Raw genomic sequence first — 21,666 nt, 5'->3', positions numbered from 1 at the left:
CTACAGTGCCGGCTTTACCTCAAACGTGAAGCTGGTACTGCCCGCCTGCCCGTCATTGCTCAGGCCCTGGGCTACTACCAGGTAGCGCCCTGCCTGGTCGGAAGTATAAAAAGTGAGTGTCTGGCCGCCGCCAGCTGTTAGCTTAACCTCGGGGTTCCAGTATAGCAGGTTGCGCAGGTCGGGTAGTGTTGTGCTTTGCTGAGCCGCAGTTTCGTAGCGGGGCGCGAAAAACTCCCGGTGTCCCTGTATGCCTTCATACTCTTCCAGCAAAGCGCGTGGGTCGAGCGCAAAGCCTGCCAGGTCGCCCTTATACGTGGCAAAGCTTACAACGCCCTCGTACGTTTCGGGGCCGTAAAAGTAGCGCTTGGTCATAACGGCAATCTTGCGAATCCGCAACGGGTCGAATGCCATGAGCTTGTTGAGGTTGAACTGGGGCACACCATCGAGCAGCACCAGCGGGTCTTCATGAAACATCATCTGGCGAGCCTTATCGGCTACCAGAAAATGAAAGCCGTCTTTGTGCATGCGTACCCTCACCCCCATGATGTACTCGCGCATCACTTCCTCCAGTACCTTAAAGCGGGTGTAATCGTCGAGGCGATACTGCTCGCTGGGACGCCCATAAAAATCGGTCGTATCGCGGGCCGGTACCTCGTAGCGGGCGAGCTTACCAAAGTAAGCATTTTGCAGCTGGGTTTGCAGGTGCCGCTGCGTAAGCGCCGGCTCCAGACGCGGCGAAAGTGCCAGGGCTCCCGGTAGCGTGGCTGCGTAGCGCTCAGAGTAGGGCGACAGCAGCTCGAGCCGGTAAGTGCTGTCGCGCCGGTAGTTGGTTTGAAGAACTACCTGGTGGTGACCGTAAAAATCCTTTAGCTCAAATTGCACCAACCCATCGGGGCGGCTTTTAGAGGTGTAAAAGCGGGCATTGTGGCTCGGGCAGGCCAGATAAGTCATAATTCCTGGTGCCGGTGCCCCGGCGGCTGTAAGTACGCGGCCCTGGACCAACGGGCCGTTTATCTCTGGCACATACGAGAGGGCAGGCGCATGAGCTGCCAGTACATCACCCCAGCGAAAGCGGCTCCAGCCATGCGTAAGCATGAGGTTATCGGCAGCCTCCCGGCCCACCCGGCTGGAGTCGCGCAGGTAGTAGCCAGGGTTCTCCACCCTGCCTTTCAGGTCGGAAGTGAGGGTAAGAAAGCTGCTGATATCGGCCGGATTTGCCCCGGCGGCCAGTGAGTCGAGCTGGTAGACGGCCACCGACACATTGGCAGCTGTAGCGTCTGATAGCGTCAGGTTCAGGCTAACTTTTTCCTGCGGCCCATACTGCACTTTGTCGGAGCTGGCCGCTAGGGCCAGTGGCTGCCCAGGTCGTTGAAAGTAAAGCCGTTCGGCTACTGGCTCACGGCGGCTATTAAAAACGGTAAAGTGGGAAATGCCATCTAACAAATCCTGCTTGTTCAGCAAAAAGCGCGTATTGCCGGTTGCATCAGGGGTAGCGGCTTGCGCTGCTGCTACGTGCTGCCCTGAGTGGGCCACCAGCAGCAGCCGTGAAGCAGCTGGCCCGGCTTCCCGAGTAGCTACGGTGAGGCGTAGCTGCGCAGGGCCAGACTCTTCGAGGTGCAACACGTAGCCGTGGGCCGCCGCCACTGGTAGCCGGGCTGTAATCACGGTGCCGTTTGCTAGCCTGACTTCGGCCAGGTAAGCTACATCGGCATCGGCAGGGGTAAAAGAGAAGCTCCCCAGACCAAACCTGAGTGAGCGGAACGTCGCTACTATTGCTCCCCGGCTGTTGCGCACCAAGCCGGTAGCGTCAAGGCCTTTGCCCGCCTGGTTAGTCAGGCGAAAGGCAACCTTGCTCGTGAGCCCTTGTACGAGACTGCCACCTTCGGGAAAAAATTGGAGGTCGTAGGCGGGCACAGCCGCAACCGGGGCAGCTCCCGAAGCAGCGAATGTATTGATAATGGTAACCGGAGCCTGGAAATAAAACTCGGGGCCAAAATTCTTCATCCAATTGGTGTAGGCCCGCACAGTATAAACCCCCGTGGGCAGCGAGGCCGGTAGCTCAAGCGTGCCTTGCCCGGTGGCGTCGTGCAAAGCGATGCTGGCCTGCACTACTGGCTGCTGCATCTGGTTAAGTATTTCTACATACGCCACTTTGCTCAGGGCAAGTGGTTTGTGGAAGGTGCCATCCACAGCATAGAGCTTGAGCCACATCGTTTCGCGGGCAGTGTACACGGGCCGGTCGAGGTGCACATACAGCTTCTCCACCAGCACCTGCTGGCCGTAGCGCGCCAGCTGCTGGCCAACGATGGCCAGCGAGTCGGCAGACTGAGCCTGGGCCGGGCCAACCAGCCAGCCGCTAGTCAGCAGCAGCCCCAGCAGCCACTGGCGGCAACCAGCCAATGAAGTAGGGTTTCTCATCATTTAGAAGAAAATCAGCTTGATAGGGCTAACTGGTGCAGCCACCGCCTACGGCCAGAAGCTGGGCTTTACATTGGTGCCCCGCGTGCGACAGTCGATGCACTCCAATGTGCTCACTGTATAGTCGTGGCCACTAGGCAGGATGGCCACGGGATAAAGAATATTGCGCCGAAAAACAATAAGCGCGTAGTTGGGGATGGGTGGGTCATCCATATAAGCTGGCTTGTCTTTCGGAATGGTGTCGAGCCGGCAGCCATCATTTACCGCATCGGCATACACGAGCTGCCCTTTGGGCAGTTCGTCTCGGGCAATGAACAGGCGTTGCTCTACTACTGAGTGAGCGGAAACAAATCCAAGTACGGGCTCGCTCGAATCACTGAGCGAGTGCACGTTGCCGGTGAGCTGCGAAGGCAGCGGGTCGTTAATGGTGCCCACGCTCTCGGTGTTTTTGCGCAATATTTCCCAGTAGTCGTACTCCGCCTGCGTTTGGGCATACTGGCGCACCAGGATGCTATAAAGCGATTGGAGGCGCTCGCTGGGAAATGCGAGAAACTGCAGCGGGTAATCACTCACAACATCCTGGCTCAGCGTCGCCGTCGTGTTCTGCTTAATGCTGGTCGACGGCTCGGTATGCCAGCAGTGGTAGATGTCCTCGGTGCGAGGCACCACGTAAGGAGCCGGCGGGTTCGCGTTGGTGTCTTTAAATGTGACCACCGAAAAGTAGGCCGCCGTAAACGCCCAGGTTTCGCTGTAGTCCCAGCGGTAGTAGTGCGTGTTGTTGGCCGGGTCATGGGCGCTCACATACACCTGCAGCCCCTGGTTTTCCAGCTTCCAGTTGACACGGTCAATGGGCGGTGTCGTTTTGGCCTCAATTAGGTCGGAGAGATAGGCGCGGCCTTTTGCCGTTGTAATAGAAAGCTGGTACTTGCGCGTTGGGTCGAGCGTTTGGGTAGGCGAAGAGTAGGTGCCGGCCGGGCTTTCAGTGAGCGGGTAATGCCGGCCCAGGTCATCCTGGATGTAAACAGTAGCTTTCGGCTCAACCGAAACGCTGCCCTTGGCGGCCAGGGCCTGCGTGCGGGTGAGCTTAATAACGGTACTGCCTTGGGTATTGATAAACCCGTCTACTACAAGGTAGGCCTGCGTAGCGGCCGGAGTGTTAATGTTATAAGGCTCTATGCAGCTGCCCAAAGCAAGCAGCCCAGCCAACACCAGATAACGTATGGAAATAAAGCCCATTAGAAGCGGAAGTTGTAGGTTACGGTTGGGATAGGCTGCGCGAAGATGGAGAGCTGGTAGCCGTTAATCTGGCCGTTTTGTGATTGAAAATATACCGAGTACGGATTGTGGCGGCCCGTAAGGTTGTACACTGCCAGCGTCCAGGAGCTGTGCGCCAGCTTATTAACCTTATGGTTGCCCTCGATATTCATAGCCAGGTCCATTCGGTAGTAGTCGGGTACGCGGTAGGCGTTGCGGTCAGAGTAATACACGCGCAGCGAATTGCCCAGGTAGTACTTAGCCAAAGGCAGGGTAATAGGCCGGCCCGTGCTGTAGTTGAGATTCATTGATAAGCTGAAGCGCCGGCTAAAACGGTAGTTGCTGACTAGGGTGGCATCATGGGCTTGTCAAAGTTGCTGGGGTAGTAGCTGCCGCCGTTGATGATATCGGTGCCGGTGTTCACTTGTACCAGCGAGCGGGAATAGGTGTAGCTCAGCCAGCCATTGAGCTTCCCCGTCGACTTACGCACCATAAGCTCAACACCGTAGGCCCGGCCTTCGCCATTTACCACGTCGGTTTCGAGGTGATGGTTGAGTAGCAGGGTAGCCCCGCCCTTGTAGTCCAGAAAATCATGCATTACCTTGTAGTAAGCCTCAACCGACGTTTCGATGGTATTCGACTTGAAATTGCGGTAATAGCCCACCGAAGCCTGGTCACCTACCTGCGGCCGGATGTAGCGGTCGCTCAGCTTCCAGCTGTCGGTAGGTGAAACCACCGTAGTATTAGTGAGCTGATGAATATACTGCCGCATCCGGTTCAAGCTCAGCTTCACCGACGAGTTGGCCGAGGCAGCATATTTTGCCGAAAGCCGGTATTCGGGGCCTTGGTAAGTGGCCAGCACCTTGCCGCTGCCATAGCTGGTAATCCCCGTAATGGTCGACTCGCTGAGCGAAATACCAGGTTGATACTCATTCACATCGCGCGGTCCCAGGGCATTATAGAGCGAATAGCGCAACCCGGCGGCTACCGAAAAGCGCGGCGAGATATCGAAGCGGTCCGATATATAAAGTGCGCTCTCCAGCGCCCGCTCGGTACTTAGTACATCGTTGACTACCAGTGAGCTGCTGCCCAGCGGGCTAAGGCTGCCCGGCGCAATCTGATAAAACAGCGAGCTGCCGCCAAACTCGATGGTGTGCCGCGCATTCGGGAAATAGCTAAAATCGGCCTGCACCCCGCCCTGATTCAGATTGTAAGACAGCTGCGACGCCGTAATGGGGTTGCGCTCGGTGCTCAAGCTGTACTGGTAGCGGCTGAATGTGCCGGTCAGCACACCATAGAGCTTATCGCTGATAACATGCTTCCATTTCAGGCTGCTGGCCAGGTTACTGTAGTTGTACACGGTGTCGGTAGCCAGCCGAAAGCGGTCGCGGCTATAGTAGCCAGTAGCATACAGGCTGTTGCGGTCGCTGAAATCGTAGGCTATGTGAGCGCTCAAATCATAAAAGGAAGCGGCGCTCGAATTCAGGCTCTTGCTTGGGAGTTGTTTTAGCAGCCAGTCGGAATAGGAGGTGCGGCCAGCCACCAGAAAAGACCCTTTGCCCTTTGCCAGCGGCCCTTCCAGGGTGAGGCGGCTGGTGAGCAGCCCGATGCCGCCCGAGGCCTCAATTTTCTTGCGATTACCGTCGCGGGTGGCAATGTCGAGCACCGATGAGAGCCGCCCGCCGTAGCGGGCCGGTACGGTGCTTTTGTACAACTCAACCGATTTCAGCATGTCGGGGTTAAAAGCCGAAAAAAAGCCGAACAGGTGCGAGGGGTTGTAAATGGTCGCGTCGTTAAACAAGACCAGGTTCTGGTCGGTGCCACCGCCGCGCACGCTCATACCGGTATTGCCCTCACCTACCGATTTTACCCCTGGCAGCGTGAGGATAACCCGCAGGATATCGGCCTCGCCAAAAACCGTGGGAACCTGCTTAATGGTCTTGATGTCCAGCTTTTGCACGCCCATTTGCATGCTGGTTACGTTGTGGTCCTTCTCCGCTTCAATCACTACCTCTTTCAGCGGCGTAATATCTTCCTCAACCTCAATGTCGAGCTTGCCGTTGCCGTGCAGGTTCAGCAGTCGCACGGTATTCTTGATGCCCAGCCCCCGCAGGTTCAGGCGCTGGCGGCCCACCGGTAGCGTAAGGGTGTAAGAGCCAAACTGGTCGGTCGAAACTCCAATAGTAGGATTTTCTACATATACGGAGGCGCCCACTACGGGCTCGCCGCTCCTGGCTTCCCGCACCCGGCCCGTGATAGTAGCCTTGCCGTTGCTGGAAGCCTGGTCGAGCCCCAGCTCATACACCTTGCCGGCTACCGCACCAGCCACTACCGGGTGGGCAGCGGGGTTTGTGCCGGCTTGGGTTACCGGTTCCTTCCCGGCTGGCTGAAAAAAATTGTCGGGCAACCGCGTCTCGATGGCTATCCCGGTGGTGATGTACACCCGGTGGTCGGCGGCGATGGCAAACTGCAGGGAGGTAGCACGCAGCGCGTGGCGCAGTACTTCGTCCAGGGGCTGGTCCACCACCTGAAGGGTGATGCGGACACTATCTACATCGGCCGGCTTGTAGTAAAAGCGATAGGGCGTAGTAGCGGCCAGCTGCCGGACAAACTCAGCAAAGGGTAGCTGCCGAAAATCGCCGCTAATGGTGGGTGGCGGACCCTGCTGCCCATAGCCCGCCACCCCGTAGCCCAGCAGTAAGCTCAATAAGATAAAACGGTAAAAAAAAATCATATGGCGCGATAGAGGTAGCTTAAAAAATAAGCGGGCAAACGCATAGGTAGTAAGGGCAGCTTTAGTAAGCCCGCGCTAGCTCGTTGTAGTAGCTCACCAGCTGTACCAGCGACGCTTCCCGGCTTTCAGGGTTGAATTTCAGCGCATTGGCCCTGGCATATTTTTGCAGCTCGGCCTTTTTACTTGCAAACAGGCTCACTAGCTGGCCCAGTTTTGCTACCCGGTAAGTACTGCCCTGGTGCTGGACAAAAAAGCGGGTTTCTTCCACGAATTTCCCGCTGAGGCCCCGGCCCGCCGCCGATTTAGTAATGATTTTGGTGCGACGAACCAGCAGGCGCGCCGGCCCATCCAGCTTCAGGTCGTAGAAGCCGGCGGCCAGGGTTCCGGCCGAGTCGGCCGGGAGCCAGACAAAATGGTAGTTGTCAAAAGCAAAAAACCGGACCTTTTCCCGAATCAGCTGAATAGTTACGCCGCGTACCGAATCAAAGGCTAACACCTGGTCCTGGTTTTGCTCATACTGCAAGGGCACCTGTGTAAAAGAGCGACCATCATAGTCGATAGTGCCCCGATGTAGCTTATCCGATTGCAGAAAGGGCGTGCCTGTGATGTACGAAGGGGCCAGGTTGAGATATTCGCCGCCGTTTAGCAGCCGCGATTCATCTTGGGTAGCCGCAGTATATAGTTCATTGGCCCGCGCAATGCTGGCCGAAACGCCGGAATCATGGCGGACAAGCCCTTGCGCGCCGGCCAACTGGGAAATCAGGAGACAGAATAGAATAAGGAAAGCCTTTCGTGTTGCAAGCATGTATAACTGGTTGAGTGCTAAAAGTAACCTGACGCAACGCAGCATTCGCGGCGGCTTTCTGGAAAGTCTTATCTGGGCACGCCGAAGCGGGTAACGCTGGTGTTGGATAGTTTTTTTGAAATATAACTCCGCAATATATTAACAAAGTCTTCATGCACTGTCGGCTTGGAGCGTGTAGTCGGTAGTGCTGGCAGGCGGGCAATCTTTGCCCCATACTTTGCCGTAGGCCAGCTATGAAAAAACTCTTCTCCCGCCTGCTTTCCCGGCTAGGCCGAAGAGCCACCCGGGCACCCATTACGTTTCGACTTACCTCAATACCGCCCAATACCCCGGCCGGGGCCACGATTTACCTCACGGGCTCGTGTAATGGCTGGACAACCGACGACCCGGCCTTTGCGCTGGCCTTCGACCCGGCCGATGGCAGCTATGCGCTGACCATCCCACCCGGCCGGGGGCTGCTCGAATATAAGTTTACGCGCGGCAGCTGGGCCACCATCGAAACTGATGCCGATAATCGGGCCATGCCTAACCGGCGCTGTCAGTTTGGGCCGCGCTCGCGAGTGGTATCACTCCAGGTGCTCAATTGGGAAGACCAGGGTGGTATCATTCCGCCCCGCCAGCATTCGGCCTCGCCCAATGTGCACATTCTGGCCCCGGCTTTTCCGATGCCGCAGCTGCGGCGTACGCGGCGCGTGTGGGTATATCTGCCGCCCGGCTACGCGGCTGGCACTCGCCGCTACCCGGTGCTGTACCTGCAAGACGGCCAGAATGTGTTTGACCAGTTTACGTCCTTCAGCGGTGAGTGGGGCGTCGATGAAACCCTCGACCGGCTCGCTGCTGCCGGCCACGACCTGGGCGGCTGCCTGGTAGTAGCCGTTGACAACGCAGGGCCGCATCGGCTCGATGAGTATTCGCCCTGGCGCAACCGTCGCGCCCGGCACGGCGGTGAGGGCGAGCAGTACGTCAACTTCCTGGTCCACACCCTCAAGCCCTACATCGACCACCACTACCGCACGCAGCCCGGCTGCGAAACTACCGGCATTGCCGGCTCCAGTATGGGCGGGCTGCTGGCTACCTACGCGGCGCTGCGCTACCCGGCGGTGTTCGGGCGGGTGGGCGTGTTTTCGCCCGCCTACTGGTTTGCCGGGCAGTCGCTGCTGGCTTACGTGGCACAGCACAAGCCCCGGCCCGCTACCCGCTGGTATTTCGTGTGCGGGGCACAGGAAGGTCCTACTATGGTGCCCCTGATGGCCACGCTGCGCGAGGCGCTGCGCGAAGCCGGTGTGCCAGCCGCCAACCTGCGGTTCAACGTGCGGCCCGATGGTCAGCATGCTGAATGGTTCTGGCAGCGCGAGTTTGCCGCGGCTTACGACTGGCTTTTTGCCGAAGGCTTACCTGTGGCAGCGGCCCCGGCTACTTCCCTGGCGTAGTAGGTGCAGAAGTCGGTGAGCGGGCAAATGCTGCACTTCGGCGAGCGGGCTACGCAAATATAGCGTCCGTGCAATATAAGCCAGTGGTGCGATTTCGGGATAATTTCCTGCGGAATGTAGCGCACCAGCGCTTTTTCCACGGCCAGGGGGTAGTCGCCGTTTTGGGCACAAGCCCCAGCCGGTGCGATACCCGGAAAACGTGCGTGTCAACGGCCATCGCCGGCTGGTTGTAAATCACTGACACAACCACATTGGCCGTTTTGCGGCCCACGCCGGGCAGGCGCTGCAGCTCTTCAATGCTGCTGGGTACTTCGCCGCCAAACTCTTCGAGCAGCAGGCGGCCCAGACCGGCCAGGTGCTTGGCCTTGTTGTTGGGGTACGAAATACTGCGGATAAGCGGAAAAATGTCCTCTGCCTTGGCACTGCCCAACTCGGCGGCCGTCGGAAACTGCTCGAGCAGGGCGGGCATTATCTGGTTTACGCGCTTGTCGGTACACTGCGCGCTCAACACTACCGCCACAATCAGCTCGTAAGGGTTACGGTACGCCAGCTCGGTTTTGGGCTCCGGAAAGTTACTGGTGAAATAGTCGAGAAAGCGGCGAAACCGTTCGGGGCGAGTCATTGCGGGAATGGCCCAGAAAGGGGCTGAGCTATCGACAAAATTACCCTACTAAAAGAGAACGTCATGCTTCGGCTAGCTCAGCACAACGTTCTTTTCCCTGCTGTTAAGACGTAGCCCGCTAGCGCATAAACGTACGCGAATACTGCAAAATAGCCGCCGTGGTATCGGGGCGTGGGTTGCGGACCAGGTGGTCGAGGGTGCGCTGCGACAGTAGCAGGTCGGCGCAGGTTGCCGCCAGCTCAGCGTCGTGCAGGAGCGCGTCTTCGATAGTATGCTGTTCGTCAGCTGGCAATTCGTTGTACACGTAGCGGAGCAACGTCGGGTGGGGTAAGGTTTGAATCATATAAAAGCGAATGAGCGGCCATTTTCTTCCGCAGGTTAATGAGGGCGTAGCGCATACGGCCCAGCGCGGTATTGATGCTGACGCCGGTTGCGTCGGCTATTTCCTGAAAGCTCATGTCGCCGTAGTGGCGCATCAGCAATACTTCCTTTTGGGCAGTTGGTAATTCCTGAATCAGTTGCCGGAGGTGCGCGTGGCTTTCCTCGCGGCCCAGCATATCGTCGGCCGACTCTTCCGAGAGGTGTAACGAGTTTGCCAGCCCCATGTTGTCATCGAGGCTGGTTTGGGGCGCTCGCTTGGCGCGGCGGAAGGCATCGATGGCCAGGTTGTGCGCAATACGGCACAGCCACGAGCCAAACTTGCCTTCGTCCTGGTAGCGCCCACTTTTGAGGGTATGAATGGCCTTGATAAACGTATCCTGCGTCAGGTCGTCGGCCAGGTCCTCATCGCGCACTACCAGCTGGATAGTCGTATAGACCCGCGCCTGATGGCGCTGGAGCAGCTGGGCAAAGGCCGTTTCGCGGCCGGCCAGGTAGAGAGCGATGAGCGCGGAGTCGCTCGGCTGCATGGGTTCCATAAAGAACTACGGGTTATAGGGAACGTAGAGCTTCTGGTCGATAGTATGCAGCGTTAAGAAAAAAGATGGAGTGAGCTAAAAATGAAGCCCGCTATAATCAAGCCAAATGTAGCAGGTGAGCCGCAAGTTGTGCAAGTAAGTTATCGCCGGGCGCGCAACTTTTTTTCTGAGGGACCAGTAGCACGGCGGGTATCGGCTGCTCGGGCTTCCGGGCAAGCAAAGCAAGGCGCTAGCTACCCCCCGGCCCGTGCGTACAAGCCCGGGTATTACCTATTCAGCTTTCTACATGGTCACTTACCTTGCGTTGCATTACTGGGCCGGCGCGGGCCGCGAGTTTGATTTGCTGCCGCTGCCTCCCGGAGCCCGGCTGCTGGCGCCCGACCTGCCGGGCTTTGGGGCGCAGGCTGCCCCGGCCGGGTTCGATTACTCAGTTAAAAGCTACGCCGACTGGCTGGCCGCGTACATTCACGAGCGCCAACTAACCGATTATCAGCTCATCGGGCATAGCATGGGGGCAAGTTTGCGCTGGCGCTGGCGGCCCGGCAGCCGGCAGGCCTGCGGGGCTTGTTGCTGCTGTCGCCTTCGCCGCCTACCCCCGAGCCCATTAGCGAGGCCGACCGGACCGCCAGCCGGGCGGCTTTCGGCCAGCGGGCCGAAGCCGAGAAGACGTTCGACAAGATTACCGGCCTGCCCGTGCCCGCCGGCTGGCGCGAGCGCGTGGTGGCCGACAACCTGCGTACCTCGCACGCCGCCTGGGATGCCTGGCTGCAACGTGGTACCCGTGAGGATATAGCTGCCCTGATGCCCCACGTAGCCGTGCCTTGCCGCCTGCTGGTGGGCGAGCACGACCGGGCCATCTCGCCCGCTACGCAACGCTCGCAAACCCTGCCGCTGCTGCCCGCCGGCTCGCGCCTGGAACTGGTGCCCGGCGCCGGCCATCTGCTGCCGCTGGAAGCACCAAGTGCACTATGGGAGCAAATCAAGTAAATATAATAAATAATATTTTATATAAACTAGCTGTTGCGTCGTATGACCTACCAAAACCCGGTGCTGGATACCGATTTTCCGGACCCCAGCGTGCTGCTCGCTCCGGATGGCTATTATTACGCCTACGCTACTCAAACAAAGTACCACGGGCGCATCCTCAACTTTCAGGTGGCTCGCTCGACCGACCTGGTAAGCTGGGAGCATCTGGGAGAAGCCATGCCCGCTAAGCCGGTATGGGCAGCCAGCACGCAGCGCTTTTGGGCACCCGATGTGAGCCGCCACGCCGATGGGCGCTATCTACTATACTATTCGGCGCAGCCCAACGACCCGGCGGCCGGCCTGTGCCTGGGCGTAGCCGTAGCTGAGCAGCCCGCCGGGCCGTTTGTCGATACCGGCCACCCGCTGCTGGTCGGCGGTCCGGGCTTCGAGAATATCGACCCCATGCGCTTTGTAGAGGCCGGCTCAGGACAGCAACTGCTATTCTGGGGCTCGGGCTTCGGGCCTCTGCGCGTGCGTGAACTGGCGGCCGATGGGCTGGCTTTTACTACCGGAAGCGAAGCCCGAATAGTAGTGCAGCCTCGTCCAGCGCAAGCCAGTGCGTACGGTCATCTCATTGAAGGCAGCTGGGTACACTACCGGCAGGGCTGGTACTACCTGTTTTACTCGGGCGATAACTGCTGCGGCCCCGATGCCCGCTACGCCGTATTGGTGGCCCGTGCCCGGCAGGCGGCCGGCCCCTATCAAACCCTGGCAGAAGCTACCGGTACGGCCGGCACCATCCTCACTGAAAACGCGCGCTGGCAGGCTCCGGGCCATAACTGCCTCGTTACTGACTCGGCTGGCCACGACTGGCTGCTATATCACGCCATCGACCGCCGCCAGCCCACTTTCGATGCCATCAACGACGAGCAGGGGTACTCCCGGCGCGTACTGCTCCTCGATAAAGTGGTATATGATGCCGAAGGCTGGCCCCACATTGGCACGCCCTCTACGGAGCCTCAGCCGGGGCCGGAGATAGAAAAGCTGTTCAGGAGATAGCTTATTCTAACGACCGGCCTCTGAATAGAATATACCCCAGGTGGCCATACACGCCCAGGCGATGGTCGGGGTCGTCATAATATTCGGCATGAACTGCGAGCGGACCCACGGGCGTATTAAAAATAAAGCCGGTGGAAGCGGTTAGATAAGGCCGGCTAAGACCAGCGCCCCGCGAGGCTAGCTGTTGATTATCAGATAGCGGAGCGATGTTAAGGTGCGTAAATACTTCCGTGCGCCATTCAAGCTTGCCCAGCACCTGCTGCGAGTAGCGCAGCCCGGCCGCAGCAAAGCGTGGGGAGCGGTAGTGCTCCATAAACAGCGTGCGTGAGTCGGCCAAAGGGGCAAAAACGGGGGCGCTGGTCAGCGAGGAGCGGTAGTTAAAGAATTCTCCCTGGCCGCTTAGCATCAGCTCGCCAAAATAGCCCCAGACCGATTTTTCTTTTTTGAGCGGCTGATACCGTTCGTATGTGCCCCGAAATTGCAGCCACTGGTGATGCTGCGACTGCTCGCCCAGTTGCTGAAAGACGGAAGTGGTGCCGGGGTCGTACACCTCGGTGCCCGTTACGGCCCGCACCGTGAATACATAGCGCCGGCCGGCCGTGGCATACTGCTTGCGGTTGAGGGAGTTACGGGCAAAGCGAATGGCTGCCGTACCGCCTTTGAAGGAAGTGCGGTCCAGCACGTCCGACGACTGTAGCTCGGGCGTATTGGCATACGAATCGGTATTGTAGAAGGCCCGATATCGAGCACCGTACGCGAGCGGTAGCGGGGCGAAACGCCAATCTGCGTCCCAATCTTCGTGTCTTTCTGCTGCACCTGGGTATTGAGCACGTTGCGGCCGAGCAGACCACCGGTTTGCTGATAATCCCATTGGTTGTAGGTAATAATAGGCGCTACGTAAAACGGCAGCCGGCCCGGCGCGTTGATGCGGAACGTGCCCTGCGCGCCATTATAAAAGCGCCCTACGCTCACGTTGGCCGCGGCCGAATAAAGCAGCTGCCGCAGGTAGCGGAATTCCACGCCCAAATAAAGGCTTTCGATAGGCCGGGTACTGAGCGTGAAGCCTATCTCGGTAGCAATGTTGTTGTTACGCTGCGCATCTACGCTGAATACGTACCCCTTTAGGGCTTCGTCGTAGCGAATACGCGGGTAGATATTACGGAAATAGTCGTCGGAGGCCAAGCGGTAGTAGCCTTCTTCCAGGTCATCAATGCTATAGGTAGAGCCTTGCTTGCGAAAAAAGCGCCGCGCATACTCGTTTTGGTCGGGGCGTAGGCCATTTACTTCCACCTTTACAAAGCGTGGCGGCGGCACGCTTTGTTGAAAAGCCAGCCGGCGGCGCTGAAGCGTTACGGTATCTACGCGGCGCGTAATGCGCCGCTTAATTTCGTCTAGCCGCAGCTGGGCGGCAGTGTCGCCTTTGGCAATGAGGGTGCGCACTTTGTCGAAGTCGGCGGCGCCCAGATTTCCTAAATCGGGCTGGATATATATTCCGTTTTTACCTACGCTGTTGGTGTCGGCTACGCTGGTGCCCAAAAAGAAAAGGGTGCTGGTCAGCAAGTCATCATCCTTTTTAAAAGGATATTTTTTGAGCGCCACGTCACCTACGTTCACTCCGATAATGATGTCGGGCTGAAAGTCTTTCCGCATCACATCGGTTGGAAAGTTATCCAGCACTGCCCCGTCAAAAAGGTAGCGCCCGTCGAGGTTGCGAATGGGCCGGAAAGCCAACGGGTAAGCCATCGAGTTGCGCACGGCATCAGCAAGCAAGCCCGATTTCTGGTCTACCTGCTTGCGCGTGAAGACCTCGGTGGCCAGGCAGCGGTACGGTACAAATAAGTTATCGAAGTTGTATTTGGCAGCGGCGGCCGACGGGGCCAGTAGCCGGGCCAGCGCAAAGTTGAGATTGAGGTCGTTGACCAGGTTGGGCGAGATATTGGCTTTGAACGAAGAATCAATCGATAGCCCCAGCCGCAGCGACGACGGCGACGGCTCAGCTGTAAGAAAATTAAATGTTTTGTCGGGCAGTACTTTACCCGAGGCCCAGTTTTGAAACTCGTCCGAGAGTACAATTTGCTCAATATCCTTTGGCGAATAGCCGGCGGCGTACATGGCGCCTACTACGGCCCCCATGCTGTTGCCAACGATATAATCAATCGGAATACCATTAGCTTCCAGTTGCTTAAGCACGCCCACGTGCGCCAGGCCCTTGGCACCACCACCACTCAGCACCAGGCCCACTTTCTGAGCCATAGCGGGCGCGGCTAGGCTGAGAGCCAGCAGCAGGCACAGTAATTTTTTAGGCATAGTAGCTAAAATGGAGTAGCAAGGTACGTGCGCCTTACGCCCCTCCCTGCCTACCGGTTTCTGGCAATAGTAAAAGGAGCAGTGGTATAAAGCGAACAGGAGATAATAAATGAATTTTGTTTAATAATCTGATAATTAACCTTGAACAGCTCATAGTGGATTTGCTTAGTTCGGGCAACTTCTATGTTTTCAGAACGTAGGTCAGGTGTTCTACTTTTCTGGCCCCCTGATGATAACTCCTGCCCCGACGCCGACGCCAGTAGCACCCCGGCTCGCAAGCGAACCAAAACCCGCCCTGCTGCTCGTCGCCGTACCGACGAGAATACCTACACTGACCCAACCTGCGCGAGCAGCTGAAAACCGGGATTCGGGCTGCTGCAAAAGGCGGCGAGCCTGGCACCTGGAGCGCCCGTAAATCGCAGCTGCTGACCCTGGCTTACCAAAAAGCTGGTGGCGGCTACCTGCAGCAGCATCCCAACTCGAAGCAGAAAAGCCCGGCCAAACCGCCACGGGTGAAAGCCAATACAACTACTGTAAAACAGCCTTCGTCCAAAAAGACAGTCCGGGCTAAGCCAAAACCTAAGTAGCAAGCTGCGAACGCTAATGCCTTAACAGCCTGCATAAAAAAGCCCGCCTTGCTTTCCATTCGGGCAAGACGGGCTTTTGAGGCTAAGCACAGCGCTGTGCTCGGTTATCTGGTGGTGCTGCCTGTGGTCGAGCCAGTAGTGCTGCCCGAGGTAGTACCGGTAGTTGTGCTACCCGAGGTAGTGCCAGTTGTGGTACTGCCCGAGGTGGAGCCACTGGTAGTGCCCGACGTGCTACCCGATGCACTATCGGCCCCGGTAGTCGCACAGGAGCTCATCAGTGCGAGGGAGGCGCAGAGCGCAGCACCCAGCAAAAAGGAACGTTGTGTCCGTTGCATAAATGTGGAAAAGGTTAAGTGAGTGGCTACTAACGAATAAATTGCCTGCTGGGTTACTATCGCCGATAACGGAATAGCCATACAAGCTAACTAAAAATGCGATAATTAATAAAATTTTATATATTTATAATATTTGATATTATGTCAGTGTGGTGTCTGCTTGTCGAGGCATGACGTTCTTTTTGATTTTCACTACGTCCCAAACAGCGTCAGAATAACGGGCTATTATTCCCGCTTACTCTTTAATAGTTGCTTAAGCGTACCTAGCTCGTCGCGTAGCTTGGCAGCTTGCAGAAAATCAAGCTCCTTCGCAGCTGCCTCCATCTGCTTTTCAGTGGTTTTGATGAGTTTTTCCAGCTCAGCGCGGTTCATCATAGCCACTACGGGCTCGGCGGCCAGCGCGAGTGCCGCGCCGCCATCGGCATAAGTTCCGGCCGGGGTTGGGGCTTCCACGGTGCGGTAATCGGCCAGGTCGGTCTGGCCCATAATCTGGGCATGGCTCTTCCGTACCGTGCGCGGCGTAATACCATGCTCCTCGTTGTAAGCCATTTGGGTAGCGCGGCGGCGATTGGTTTCATCAATTGCCCGCTGCATCGAGCCCGTCATGCGGTCGGCATACAAGATAACTTTGCCGCGCTCATTGCGCGCCGCCCGGCCCATCGTTTGTATCAGCGAGCGCTGGTCGCGTAGAAAGCCTTCCTTATCGGCATCCAGAATCGCAACCAGGCTAACTTCTGGCAGGTCAAGGCCTTCGCGCAATAAGTTTACGCCAATAAGCACATCCACTTCGCCCAGCCGCAAGCGACGCAGAATCTCCACGCGGTCTAGGGTTTTCACATCGGAGTGAATGTATTCGACCTTGATGCCCAGGCGCTCCATGTACTTGCTCAGCTCTTCGGCCATGCGCTTGGTAAGGGTCGTCACGAGCACGCGGTCGCCGGCTTTCACGCGGTTATCTACCTCGTCGAGCAGGTCATCAATCTGGTTGATGCTCGGGCGCAGGTCAATTTCGGGGTCAAGCAGACCGGTGGGGCGGATAATCTGCTCCACTACCACCCCATTGGCCTGGGTTAGCTCGTAATCGGCCGGGGTCGCGCTTACGTACACCGCTTGGCGGTACATGCTCTCAAACTCATTGAAAGTCAGTGGGCGGTTATCAAACGCCGACGGCAGCCGGAAGCCGTACTCAATAAGCGCGGTTTTGCGCGAGCGGTCACCGCCCCACATAGCCCGGATTTGGGGAATCGTGGCGTGGCTCTCGTCGACCACCAGCAGGTAGTCATCAGGGAAATAGTCGAGCAGGCAGAATGGGCGCGAGCCCGGCTCGCGCCGGTCAAAATAGCGCGAATAGTTCTCGATGCCCGAGCAGTAGCCCAACTCGCGTATCATTTCGAGGTCAAACTCCGTGCGCTCCTGAATGCGGCGGGCTTCCACGTCGCGCCCTTCTTTCTCGAAATACTTGTGCTGCTGCACCATGTCATCCTGAATTTCGTGGATGGCAGTTTGCAGCGTCTCCTTGCCCGTCACAAACAGGTTGGCCGGATACAGCGTCATATTTTTCTCATCGCTGAGCTTCTTGCCGCTGGCGGGGTCTATCTTCTGAATGGCTTCAATCTCATCGCCAAAGAAATAAATGCGGTAGGCATAGTCGGCATAGGCCGGAAATACGTCAACGGTGTCGCCCTTCACCCGAAACGAGCCACGCGTAAACTCTACTTCGGTGCGCGAATACAGAATCTGGACGAACTGATACAGCAGGTTGTTGCGCGAGTAGCGGTGGCCGGGCGCCAGAAATATTACATTTTTGCTGAATTCCTCGGGGTTGCCGATGCCGTAGATGCACGACACGGAGGCCACCACCACCACATCGCGCCGCCCGCTGAGCAGGGTAGAGGTGCAGTGCAGCCGCAGCTTCTCAATCTCCTCGTTAATAGCTAAGTCCTTCTCAATGAAGACGTCGGAGCTGGCAATGTAGGCCTCCGGCTGGTAATAATCGTAGTAGCTGATATAGTATTCGACGGCATTTTGCGGGAAAAATGCCTTGAACTCACCGTAGAGCTGAGCCGCCAGCGTCTTATTGTGGCACAGCACCAGCGCCGGCTTGCCGGTTTCGGCAATCACGTTGGCCATGGTGAAGGTTTTGCCCGTGCCGGTCGCTCCGAGTAGCACCTGGGCCGGCTCGCCGTTGTTTACGCCCTGCACGAGCTGCGCTATGGCGCGGGGCTGGTCACCGGTTGGTTTAAATTCGGAGGTAAGCTGGTAGGTTGACATGCGCAAAAAGCCGGAAACAGGCCAACCCCTTAACCCCGAACCAGCGGCCGGGGTTTCTGCCTTTTCAACAAAACCCTTTACTCACCTCATGCACCGTACTCGCAGCTAGCTATTAGCTGAGGCTTTTCTTGCATTAAATTGCTGCTGGCAAGGCAGTTGCTACAGATGGCGGGTTACAAAGCCGTTGCGCCGCTCGGGTGGGTAGGCGCACTGCCCTGGTCACCAGTATAGTTAGCGGTCGGAGCCGCTAGGAAACCGGAAGGCTGGCTGCCCGCCAGCTGCTGAGAGCCGTTGAGGAAAGGGGGCAGCGCTGCTGTGCTACCCGATGCCACATAGCGGGGAGGGCTGGCTGTAGGGCGTCGGGTTGGAAGACGTGGTAGGGTAGTAGCGGGCAGTTGGCCAGCTGTTTGCTTAGTAAGTGTTTGGCGAACAGCTTGGTGCCGCGTGGCGAAGCGTGCGCCCAAAATACACACACTGGCCAGGCCGGCCAATAGTAAGCGTAAAAAGACTGGCATAGGCTTGCTGGGTAAGGGTGGCAAACATAGCGGGTAGCAGAGTGAATATAGTACTTACTTAAGCAGCTGGGTGCGGCCCAGCTCCAGGCCGGCTTCCAGCCCAATGCTATAGGGCGCTGCTGGTGCATAAAATCCTGCGCGGGGTCTGCATTCAGGCTCAAAATGCCCATTTCGGCCACGGGCCCCAGGTTAAGGGTCCATTGATGGCCCACCGGGCGAAATTGCATGCCGGCCCCCGCCCGCATGCTGCCCGACAAATGCCGATAGGGTGAGCCGGTCGATAGCAGCGAATATGAGTGCGCCGCCTCGGGGCTGCCATCTACCTCACTACGCGCGTTTAGTAGGGCCGTAAACAGCGCCCCCACCCGGCCATACAGCGAAAAGCCACTCTTAATGGGATTAGTGTAGCGCACCTCGACCGGCACACTGGCCGAGCGATAGTGATAAGAAGTGCGTTGCAGGTGCGGCTGCATAGCCTGGGTGTATACCAGGTCGGCTACCTGCTCGCCCGTAAACGCAACCGAGCTGGCCGACGTAGCAGTAGTTTGGGTCAGCTCCAGGCCCGTGCGCAAGCCCCAGCGGCTGGCCCCCAGGCGGCGGGTGGCCCAGAGGCTCAGGCGCTGCCCCAGGCCGGCCCGTAGATTGCTGCGGTATTCGGCAGCCGCAGCCTGGGTAGTGAGGGCCGAGCTGGTCCCAAATGCCACATTGTAGCTGGTCGTAGGCTTGGTAAAGTCAACATTTGGCTGAAAGGCCCCGGCCGCGTAGGAAAGCCCATATTGCCAGTTTCGGGTGGGCTTGGTCGGTGCCGGCTCATTCACCGGAACCTGGTTGAGCATGCTTGGCAAGCTGCTGGTCGGGACTACTAAAGCCGCCGTGCGGGCTACCAGCACGGCTACCTGGCTACTTGCTGCGCTTTTGCTCCCCGTCTCATCAAAGGCACTAATTAGGGCGCCATCGCTGAGTGGCATGCCAAGGCCAGCGCTCGCCGCCGGCGCTAAAGAAGCAGCCTCGTCCTTGCTGTATGCCACTGTAGCAGGATAAGTGGCTTCATAGTTGCGACCACCAATTGGCGTAGCTGCCGGGTAGCTGCCCGAAGGGCGGGCCACTAACAGACTTGAGGACCCGTTCTGGGTCGTTAGCCGCCGGCTTCCAGTCTGCAGGCTAGTCAGCCCAGCAAGGGTAGTGCGGGCGTCAGCAATTGCTGAAGCCGAAAGAGTAGTGCTTGGGTCGATAGCGGGCGAAGTAAAAGTGGAAACAGTAGAAGCTGCAAAGCTGGTAAAATCTATTTTATTAGTACCCACCCCTAAAGCCGCCGGCTGCACTGCCGCTGGGTGTGCACTAGTGGCCGTGGCGGGCCCAGTAGTTTCTGCCAGGCCAGGAGCCTGCTGCCGGGTATGCCACCAGCCACCGCTAGCCAGCGAAGCCACCAGCAAACTAGCCGCAATTGCCCAGCGATGTGCGCGCAGGCGGCGGCGATACTGCTCGTTCTGGGCGAGCAGCAAGCTGTTGTCGAGCTGCTCCCATAGCTGGGGGCGCGGTGGTACCGCTGCCGCTTCACTTTCCAGCAAATGGTGGCGAAACAGCTCTTCAAGACTACCCTTGGGAGGGGTGGATGGGTTCATAATAGCGTGAAGGATAATTAATTGATTGGAGATTGCAGGCGGGCTAGCTTGTTTTGTAGCACCACGCGCGCCCGGGAGTATTGCGACTTGCTGGTGCCTTCCGAAATATCGAGCATTTCGCCGATTTCCTTGTGCGTATACCCTTCGATGGCGTACAGATTAAAGACCAGTCGGTAGCGCGGGGCCAGCTCCTGCACGATGGCTAGCAGCTCCTCATACGCGTAGTTGCTGAAGGTAAACTCCTCGCTGGCCAGCGTTTCGGGGTAGTCACCATCGCTCATGGCTACCAGTGGGGCGTTGCGGCGGTGCTGCCGCAGGGCCGCGTTTATCATGATGCGCCGAATCCAGAACTCTAGCGGACACTCGCGCCGGAAACTAGCCAGGGTTCGAAAAACGGTTAAAAACCCTTCCTGTAGCACATCTTCGGCCTCAAAGGTTGTTTGGGCATAGCGCAGGCACACGGCCATCATGCGGGCGGCATAACGCTCGTACAGCAGCTTCTGCACCAGTTGCCGGCCCTGCAGGCAGCCGTCAATTAGCTCAGCTTCGCTCGGGGCTGCTACTGGTCCCGAGCGGCTTACCGTCAGGGTGCCGGCCACTGGCCTTTCTTCCTCATTGGCCAGAGCGGGCCAGGCCAGGGCACTCATGGCTGAAGCCGGGTTGCGCCGGGGTAAAGTGCTTTCAACATACGCGGTGCGAACTGCCAACGAAAGATATGTTCCCTTACCGGGCTTTGCTCCCTTGCCTGGTTGTCAAGCCTGAAGAATCCCGAAGCTGGCTAATCGTTGCAAACGCGCCATGTATTTTTTTATTGCTACAATAATTATCTGGCTATTAGGTAACTAGCAATAATTAGGCCCAGGTTGCGTAATGATGTAGCTACATCCAATGAAGCCGCAGCTATTGAACCTGATTTAGTAGGAAGGAATAAAAAAGAACGTCATGCTCAGCATGATTGGTAATCGTGATTGTGCATACTTCCTAAACAGCTTCATTGGCTGGTTAGTATAGCAAGCCGGCTGCAGGCTTTTCGCCTCAGGCTCTTTCCTGCCGCACCTGCCCAGCCTTTAGCCGTTCCAGATTGCCCAGGCAGCTTCTGCCTGAAGCTCCAGCATTTCGTAGCCGTTCTTGGTCTGCGCTCCGGCTTCCCGGCCGCGCCGCAAAAACAGCGTTTCACCAGGATTATAAATCAAATCGAATAAATAGTGCGTCGTGCCCAGGGCACTGTAGGGCAGCGGAAGGCACTCATTGCTGGCTGGAAAGGTGCCCACCGGCGTTGTATTTATAATAAGTGGGTGCGCCGCTATCACTTCCGGGGTTAGCGCTTCGTACGTAAGGTTGGCGCCGGGCGGGTTGCGCGATACCAGCCAGTACGGAATATGCAGCTCGCGGAGCGCAACGCCAACGGCCTTTGCTGCCCCGCCGCTGCCCAATACCAAAGCGCGGCTAGCCGGCGTTACCGGATAAAAGGATTGCAGGGAGCGCATAAAGCCAACGTAATCCGTGTTGTGCCCGATGAGGCTGCCATCAGGACTGAATTCGACTACGTTGACTGCCCCAACTATTGCGGCCGATGAGGCTACCCGCGTGAGGTAGGGCCAGATTTGCTCTTTATAAGGAATGGTTACGTTTAGCCCGGCCAGGTGCGGGTGCTGAGCCAGCAGCTGAGGCAATTCGCTGGCCGCTTGCAGCTCAAACAGCTCGTAGTGACAGTCTTCCAGGTGAAGCCGGGCGAACTTTTGCGTGAAATATCTCTGCGAAAACGAATGAACGAGCGAGCGTCCGATTAGCCCAAATGTGCGCATAATGAGGAGAGCAACGCAG

15 protein-coding genes and 2 pseudogenes are annotated in these 21,666 nt (G+C 57.7%); 4 read left to right on the top strand and 13 right to left on the bottom strand.

The window, feature by feature from the left end; translation table 11 throughout:
- The 5 genes from GKZ67_RS15800 to GKZ67_RS15785 form a co-directional block, all read right to left on the bottom strand.
- Positions 1–2,421 (bottom strand): hypothetical protein, encoded by a 2,421-nt coding sequence (locus GKZ67_RS15800; protein ID WP_173244130.1) that lies wholly within the window; start codon positions 2,419–2,421, stop codon positions 1–3.
- Between the two features lie 45 nt (positions 2,422–2,466).
- Positions 2,467–3,654 (bottom strand): DUF4249 domain-containing protein, encoded by a 1,188-nt coding sequence (locus GKZ67_RS15795; RefSeq protein ID WP_173244127.1) that lies wholly within the window; start codon positions 3,652–3,654, stop codon positions 2,467–2,469.
- A complete protein-coding gene (locus GKZ67_RS24710; protein WP_317172159.1) occupies positions 3,654–3,980 on the bottom strand; it encodes a hypothetical protein in 327 nt (108 codons plus the stop codon). The genes GKZ67_RS15795 and GKZ67_RS24710 overlap by 1 nt, the downstream gene beginning before the upstream one ends.
- 38 nt (positions 3,981–4,018) lie before the next feature.
- Positions 4,019–6,379: a carboxypeptidase-like regulatory domain-containing protein gene (locus tag GKZ67_RS15790; protein ID WP_317172158.1), complete on the bottom strand. Its 2,361-nt coding sequence runs from the start codon at positions 6,377–6,379 to the stop codon at positions 4,019–4,021.
- An 88-nt stretch (positions 6,380–6,467) separates the two neighbouring features.
- A complete protein-coding gene (locus GKZ67_RS15785; RefSeq protein ID WP_173244124.1) occupies positions 6,468–7,157 on the bottom strand; it encodes a hypothetical protein in 690 nt (229 codons plus the stop codon).
- Positions 7,158–7,444: 287 nt separating this feature from the next.
- On the opposite strand from GKZ67_RS15785, the gene GKZ67_RS15780 reads away from it, so the two are divergent.
- The gene (locus GKZ67_RS15780) at positions 7,445–8,641 is read left to right on the top strand and encodes an alpha/beta hydrolase-fold protein (protein WP_173244121.1); all 1,197 of its coding nucleotides are present in this window, start codon (positions 7,445–7,447) and stop codon (positions 8,639–8,641) included.
- Here GKZ67_RS15780 and nth read toward each other — a convergent pair.
- The 3 genes and pseudogenes from nth to GKZ67_RS15765 form a co-directional block, all read right to left on the bottom strand.
- A pseudogene (gene nth / locus GKZ67_RS15775) lies at positions 8,578–9,263 on the bottom strand (endonuclease III). The gene GKZ67_RS15780 and the pseudogene nth overlap by 64 nt on opposite strands.
- Positions 9,264–9,381: 118 nt before the next feature.
- Positions 9,382–9,555, bottom strand: a complete 174-nt coding sequence (locus tag GKZ67_RS15770; protein ID WP_254244871.1) for a hypothetical protein — start codon at positions 9,553–9,555, stop codon at positions 9,382–9,384.
- Positions 9,545–10,180, bottom strand: a complete 636-nt coding sequence (locus GKZ67_RS15765) for an RNA polymerase sigma factor (RefSeq protein WP_151086135.1) — start codon at positions 10,178–10,180, stop codon at positions 9,545–9,547. Before GKZ67_RS15765 ends, GKZ67_RS15770 begins: the two co-directional genes overlap by 11 nt.
- Before the next feature lie 286 nt (positions 10,181–10,466).
- Between GKZ67_RS15765 and GKZ67_RS25290 the strand changes: the two are divergent.
- Both GKZ67_RS25290 and GKZ67_RS15750 read left to right on the top strand, forming a co-directional pair.
- Positions 10,467–11,167 (top strand): annotated as a pseudogene (locus GKZ67_RS25290) (alpha/beta fold hydrolase).
- A gap of 42 nt (positions 11,168–11,209) precedes the next feature.
- Entirely contained in the window at positions 11,210–12,205 is a 996-nt protein-coding gene (locus GKZ67_RS15750) for a glycoside hydrolase family 43 protein (RefSeq protein WP_173244109.1), read from the top strand.
- Between the two features lie 561 nt (positions 12,206–12,766).
- Here the strand turns inward: GKZ67_RS15750 and GKZ67_RS15745 are convergent.
- Complete coding sequence (locus tag GKZ67_RS15745; protein WP_173244106.1) at positions 12,767–14,512, bottom strand: patatin-like phospholipase family protein; 1,746 nt, start codon at positions 14,510–14,512, stop codon at positions 12,767–12,769.
- A 683-nt stretch (positions 14,513–15,195) separates the two neighbouring features.
- Between GKZ67_RS15745 and GKZ67_RS15740 the strand changes: the two genes are divergently transcribed.
- The gene (locus GKZ67_RS15740) at positions 15,196–15,456 is read left to right on the top strand and encodes a hypothetical protein (RefSeq protein ID WP_173244103.1); all 261 of its coding nucleotides are present in this window, start codon (positions 15,196–15,198) and stop codon (positions 15,454–15,456) included.
- Positions 15,457–15,659: 203 nt separating this feature from the next.
- On the opposite strand, the gene uvrB is transcribed toward GKZ67_RS15740, so the two are convergent.
- The 4 genes from uvrB to GKZ67_RS15720 all read right to left on the bottom strand — a co-directional run bounded on the left by uvrB (position 15,660) and on the right by GKZ67_RS15720 (position 21,647).
- The gene (uvrB, locus tag GKZ67_RS15735) at positions 15,660–17,705 is read right to left on the bottom strand and encodes an excinuclease ABC subunit UvrB (protein ID WP_173244100.1); all 2,046 of its coding nucleotides are present in this window, start codon (positions 17,703–17,705) and stop codon (positions 15,660–15,662) included.
- 247 nt (positions 17,706–17,952) lie between these two features.
- Positions 17,953–19,842, bottom strand: a complete 1,890-nt coding sequence (locus GKZ67_RS15730; RefSeq protein WP_173244098.1) for a hypothetical protein — start codon at positions 19,840–19,842, stop codon at positions 17,953–17,955.
- 17 nt (positions 19,843–19,859) lie between these two features.
- Positions 19,860–20,489, bottom strand: a complete 630-nt coding sequence (locus tag GKZ67_RS15725; protein ID WP_173244095.1) for an RNA polymerase sigma factor — start codon at positions 20,487–20,489, stop codon at positions 19,860–19,862.
- Positions 20,490–20,909: 420 nt separating this feature from the next.
- Positions 20,910–21,647, bottom strand: coding sequence for a shikimate dehydrogenase family protein (locus GKZ67_RS15720; RefSeq protein ID WP_173244092.1), 738 nt, complete (start codon positions 21,645–21,647; stop codon positions 20,910–20,912).
- Positions 21,648–21,666 lie beyond the last annotated feature (19 nt).

Origin of the sequence: Hymenobacter sp. BRD67, assembly GCF_013256425.1 — a bacterium.
Taxonomy (GTDB): Bacteria; Bacteroidota; Bacteroidia; order Cytophagales; family Hymenobacteraceae; genus Hymenobacter.
The sequence above is the reverse complement of the archived record's forward strand: the minus strand, read 5'-3'. Positions and strand labels throughout refer to the sequence as shown.

Bases quoted from the DNA above. Each gene is read 5' to 3' on its own strand.
- GKZ67_RS15800 (WP_173244130.1), bottom strand. From the start codon at position 2,421: ATGATGAGAAACCCTACTTCATTGGCTGGTTGCCGCCAGTGGCTGCTG.
- GKZ67_RS15795 (WP_173244127.1), bottom strand. From the start codon at position 3,654: ATGGGCTTTATTTCCATACGTTATCTGGTGTTGGCTGGGCTGCTTGCT.
- GKZ67_RS24710 (WP_317172159.1), bottom strand. From the start codon at position 3,980: ATGAATCTCAACTACAGCACGGGCCGGCCTATTACCCTGCCTTTGGCT.
- GKZ67_RS15780 (WP_173244121.1), top strand. From the start codon at position 7,445: ATGAAAAAACTCTTCTCCCGCCTGCTTTCCCGGCTAGGCCGAAGAGCC.
- GKZ67_RS15765 (WP_151086135.1), bottom strand. From the start codon at position 10,180: ATGGAACCCATGCAGCCGAGCGACTCCGCGCTCATCGCTCTCTACCTG.
- GKZ67_RS15750 (WP_173244109.1), top strand. From the start codon at position 11,210: ATGACCTACCAAAACCCGGTGCTGGATACCGATTTTCCGGACCCCAGC.
- GKZ67_RS15745 (WP_173244106.1), bottom strand. From the start codon at position 14,512: ATGCCTAAAAAATTACTGTGCCTGCTGCTGGCTCTCAGCCTAGCCGCG.
- uvrB (WP_173244100.1), bottom strand. From the start codon at position 17,705: ATGTCAACCTACCAGCTTACCTCCGAATTTAAACCAACCGGTGACCAG.
- GKZ67_RS15730 (WP_173244098.1), bottom strand. From the start codon at position 19,842: ATGAACCCATCCACCCCTCCCAAGGGTAGTCTTGAAGAGCTGTTTCGC.
- GKZ67_RS15725 (WP_173244095.1), bottom strand. From the start codon at position 20,489: ATGAGTGCCCTGGCCTGGCCCGCTCTGGCCAATGAGGAAGAAAGGCCA.
- GKZ67_RS15720 (WP_173244092.1), bottom strand. From the start codon at position 21,647: ATGCGCACATTTGGGCTAATCGGACGCTCGCTCGTTCATTCGTTTTCG.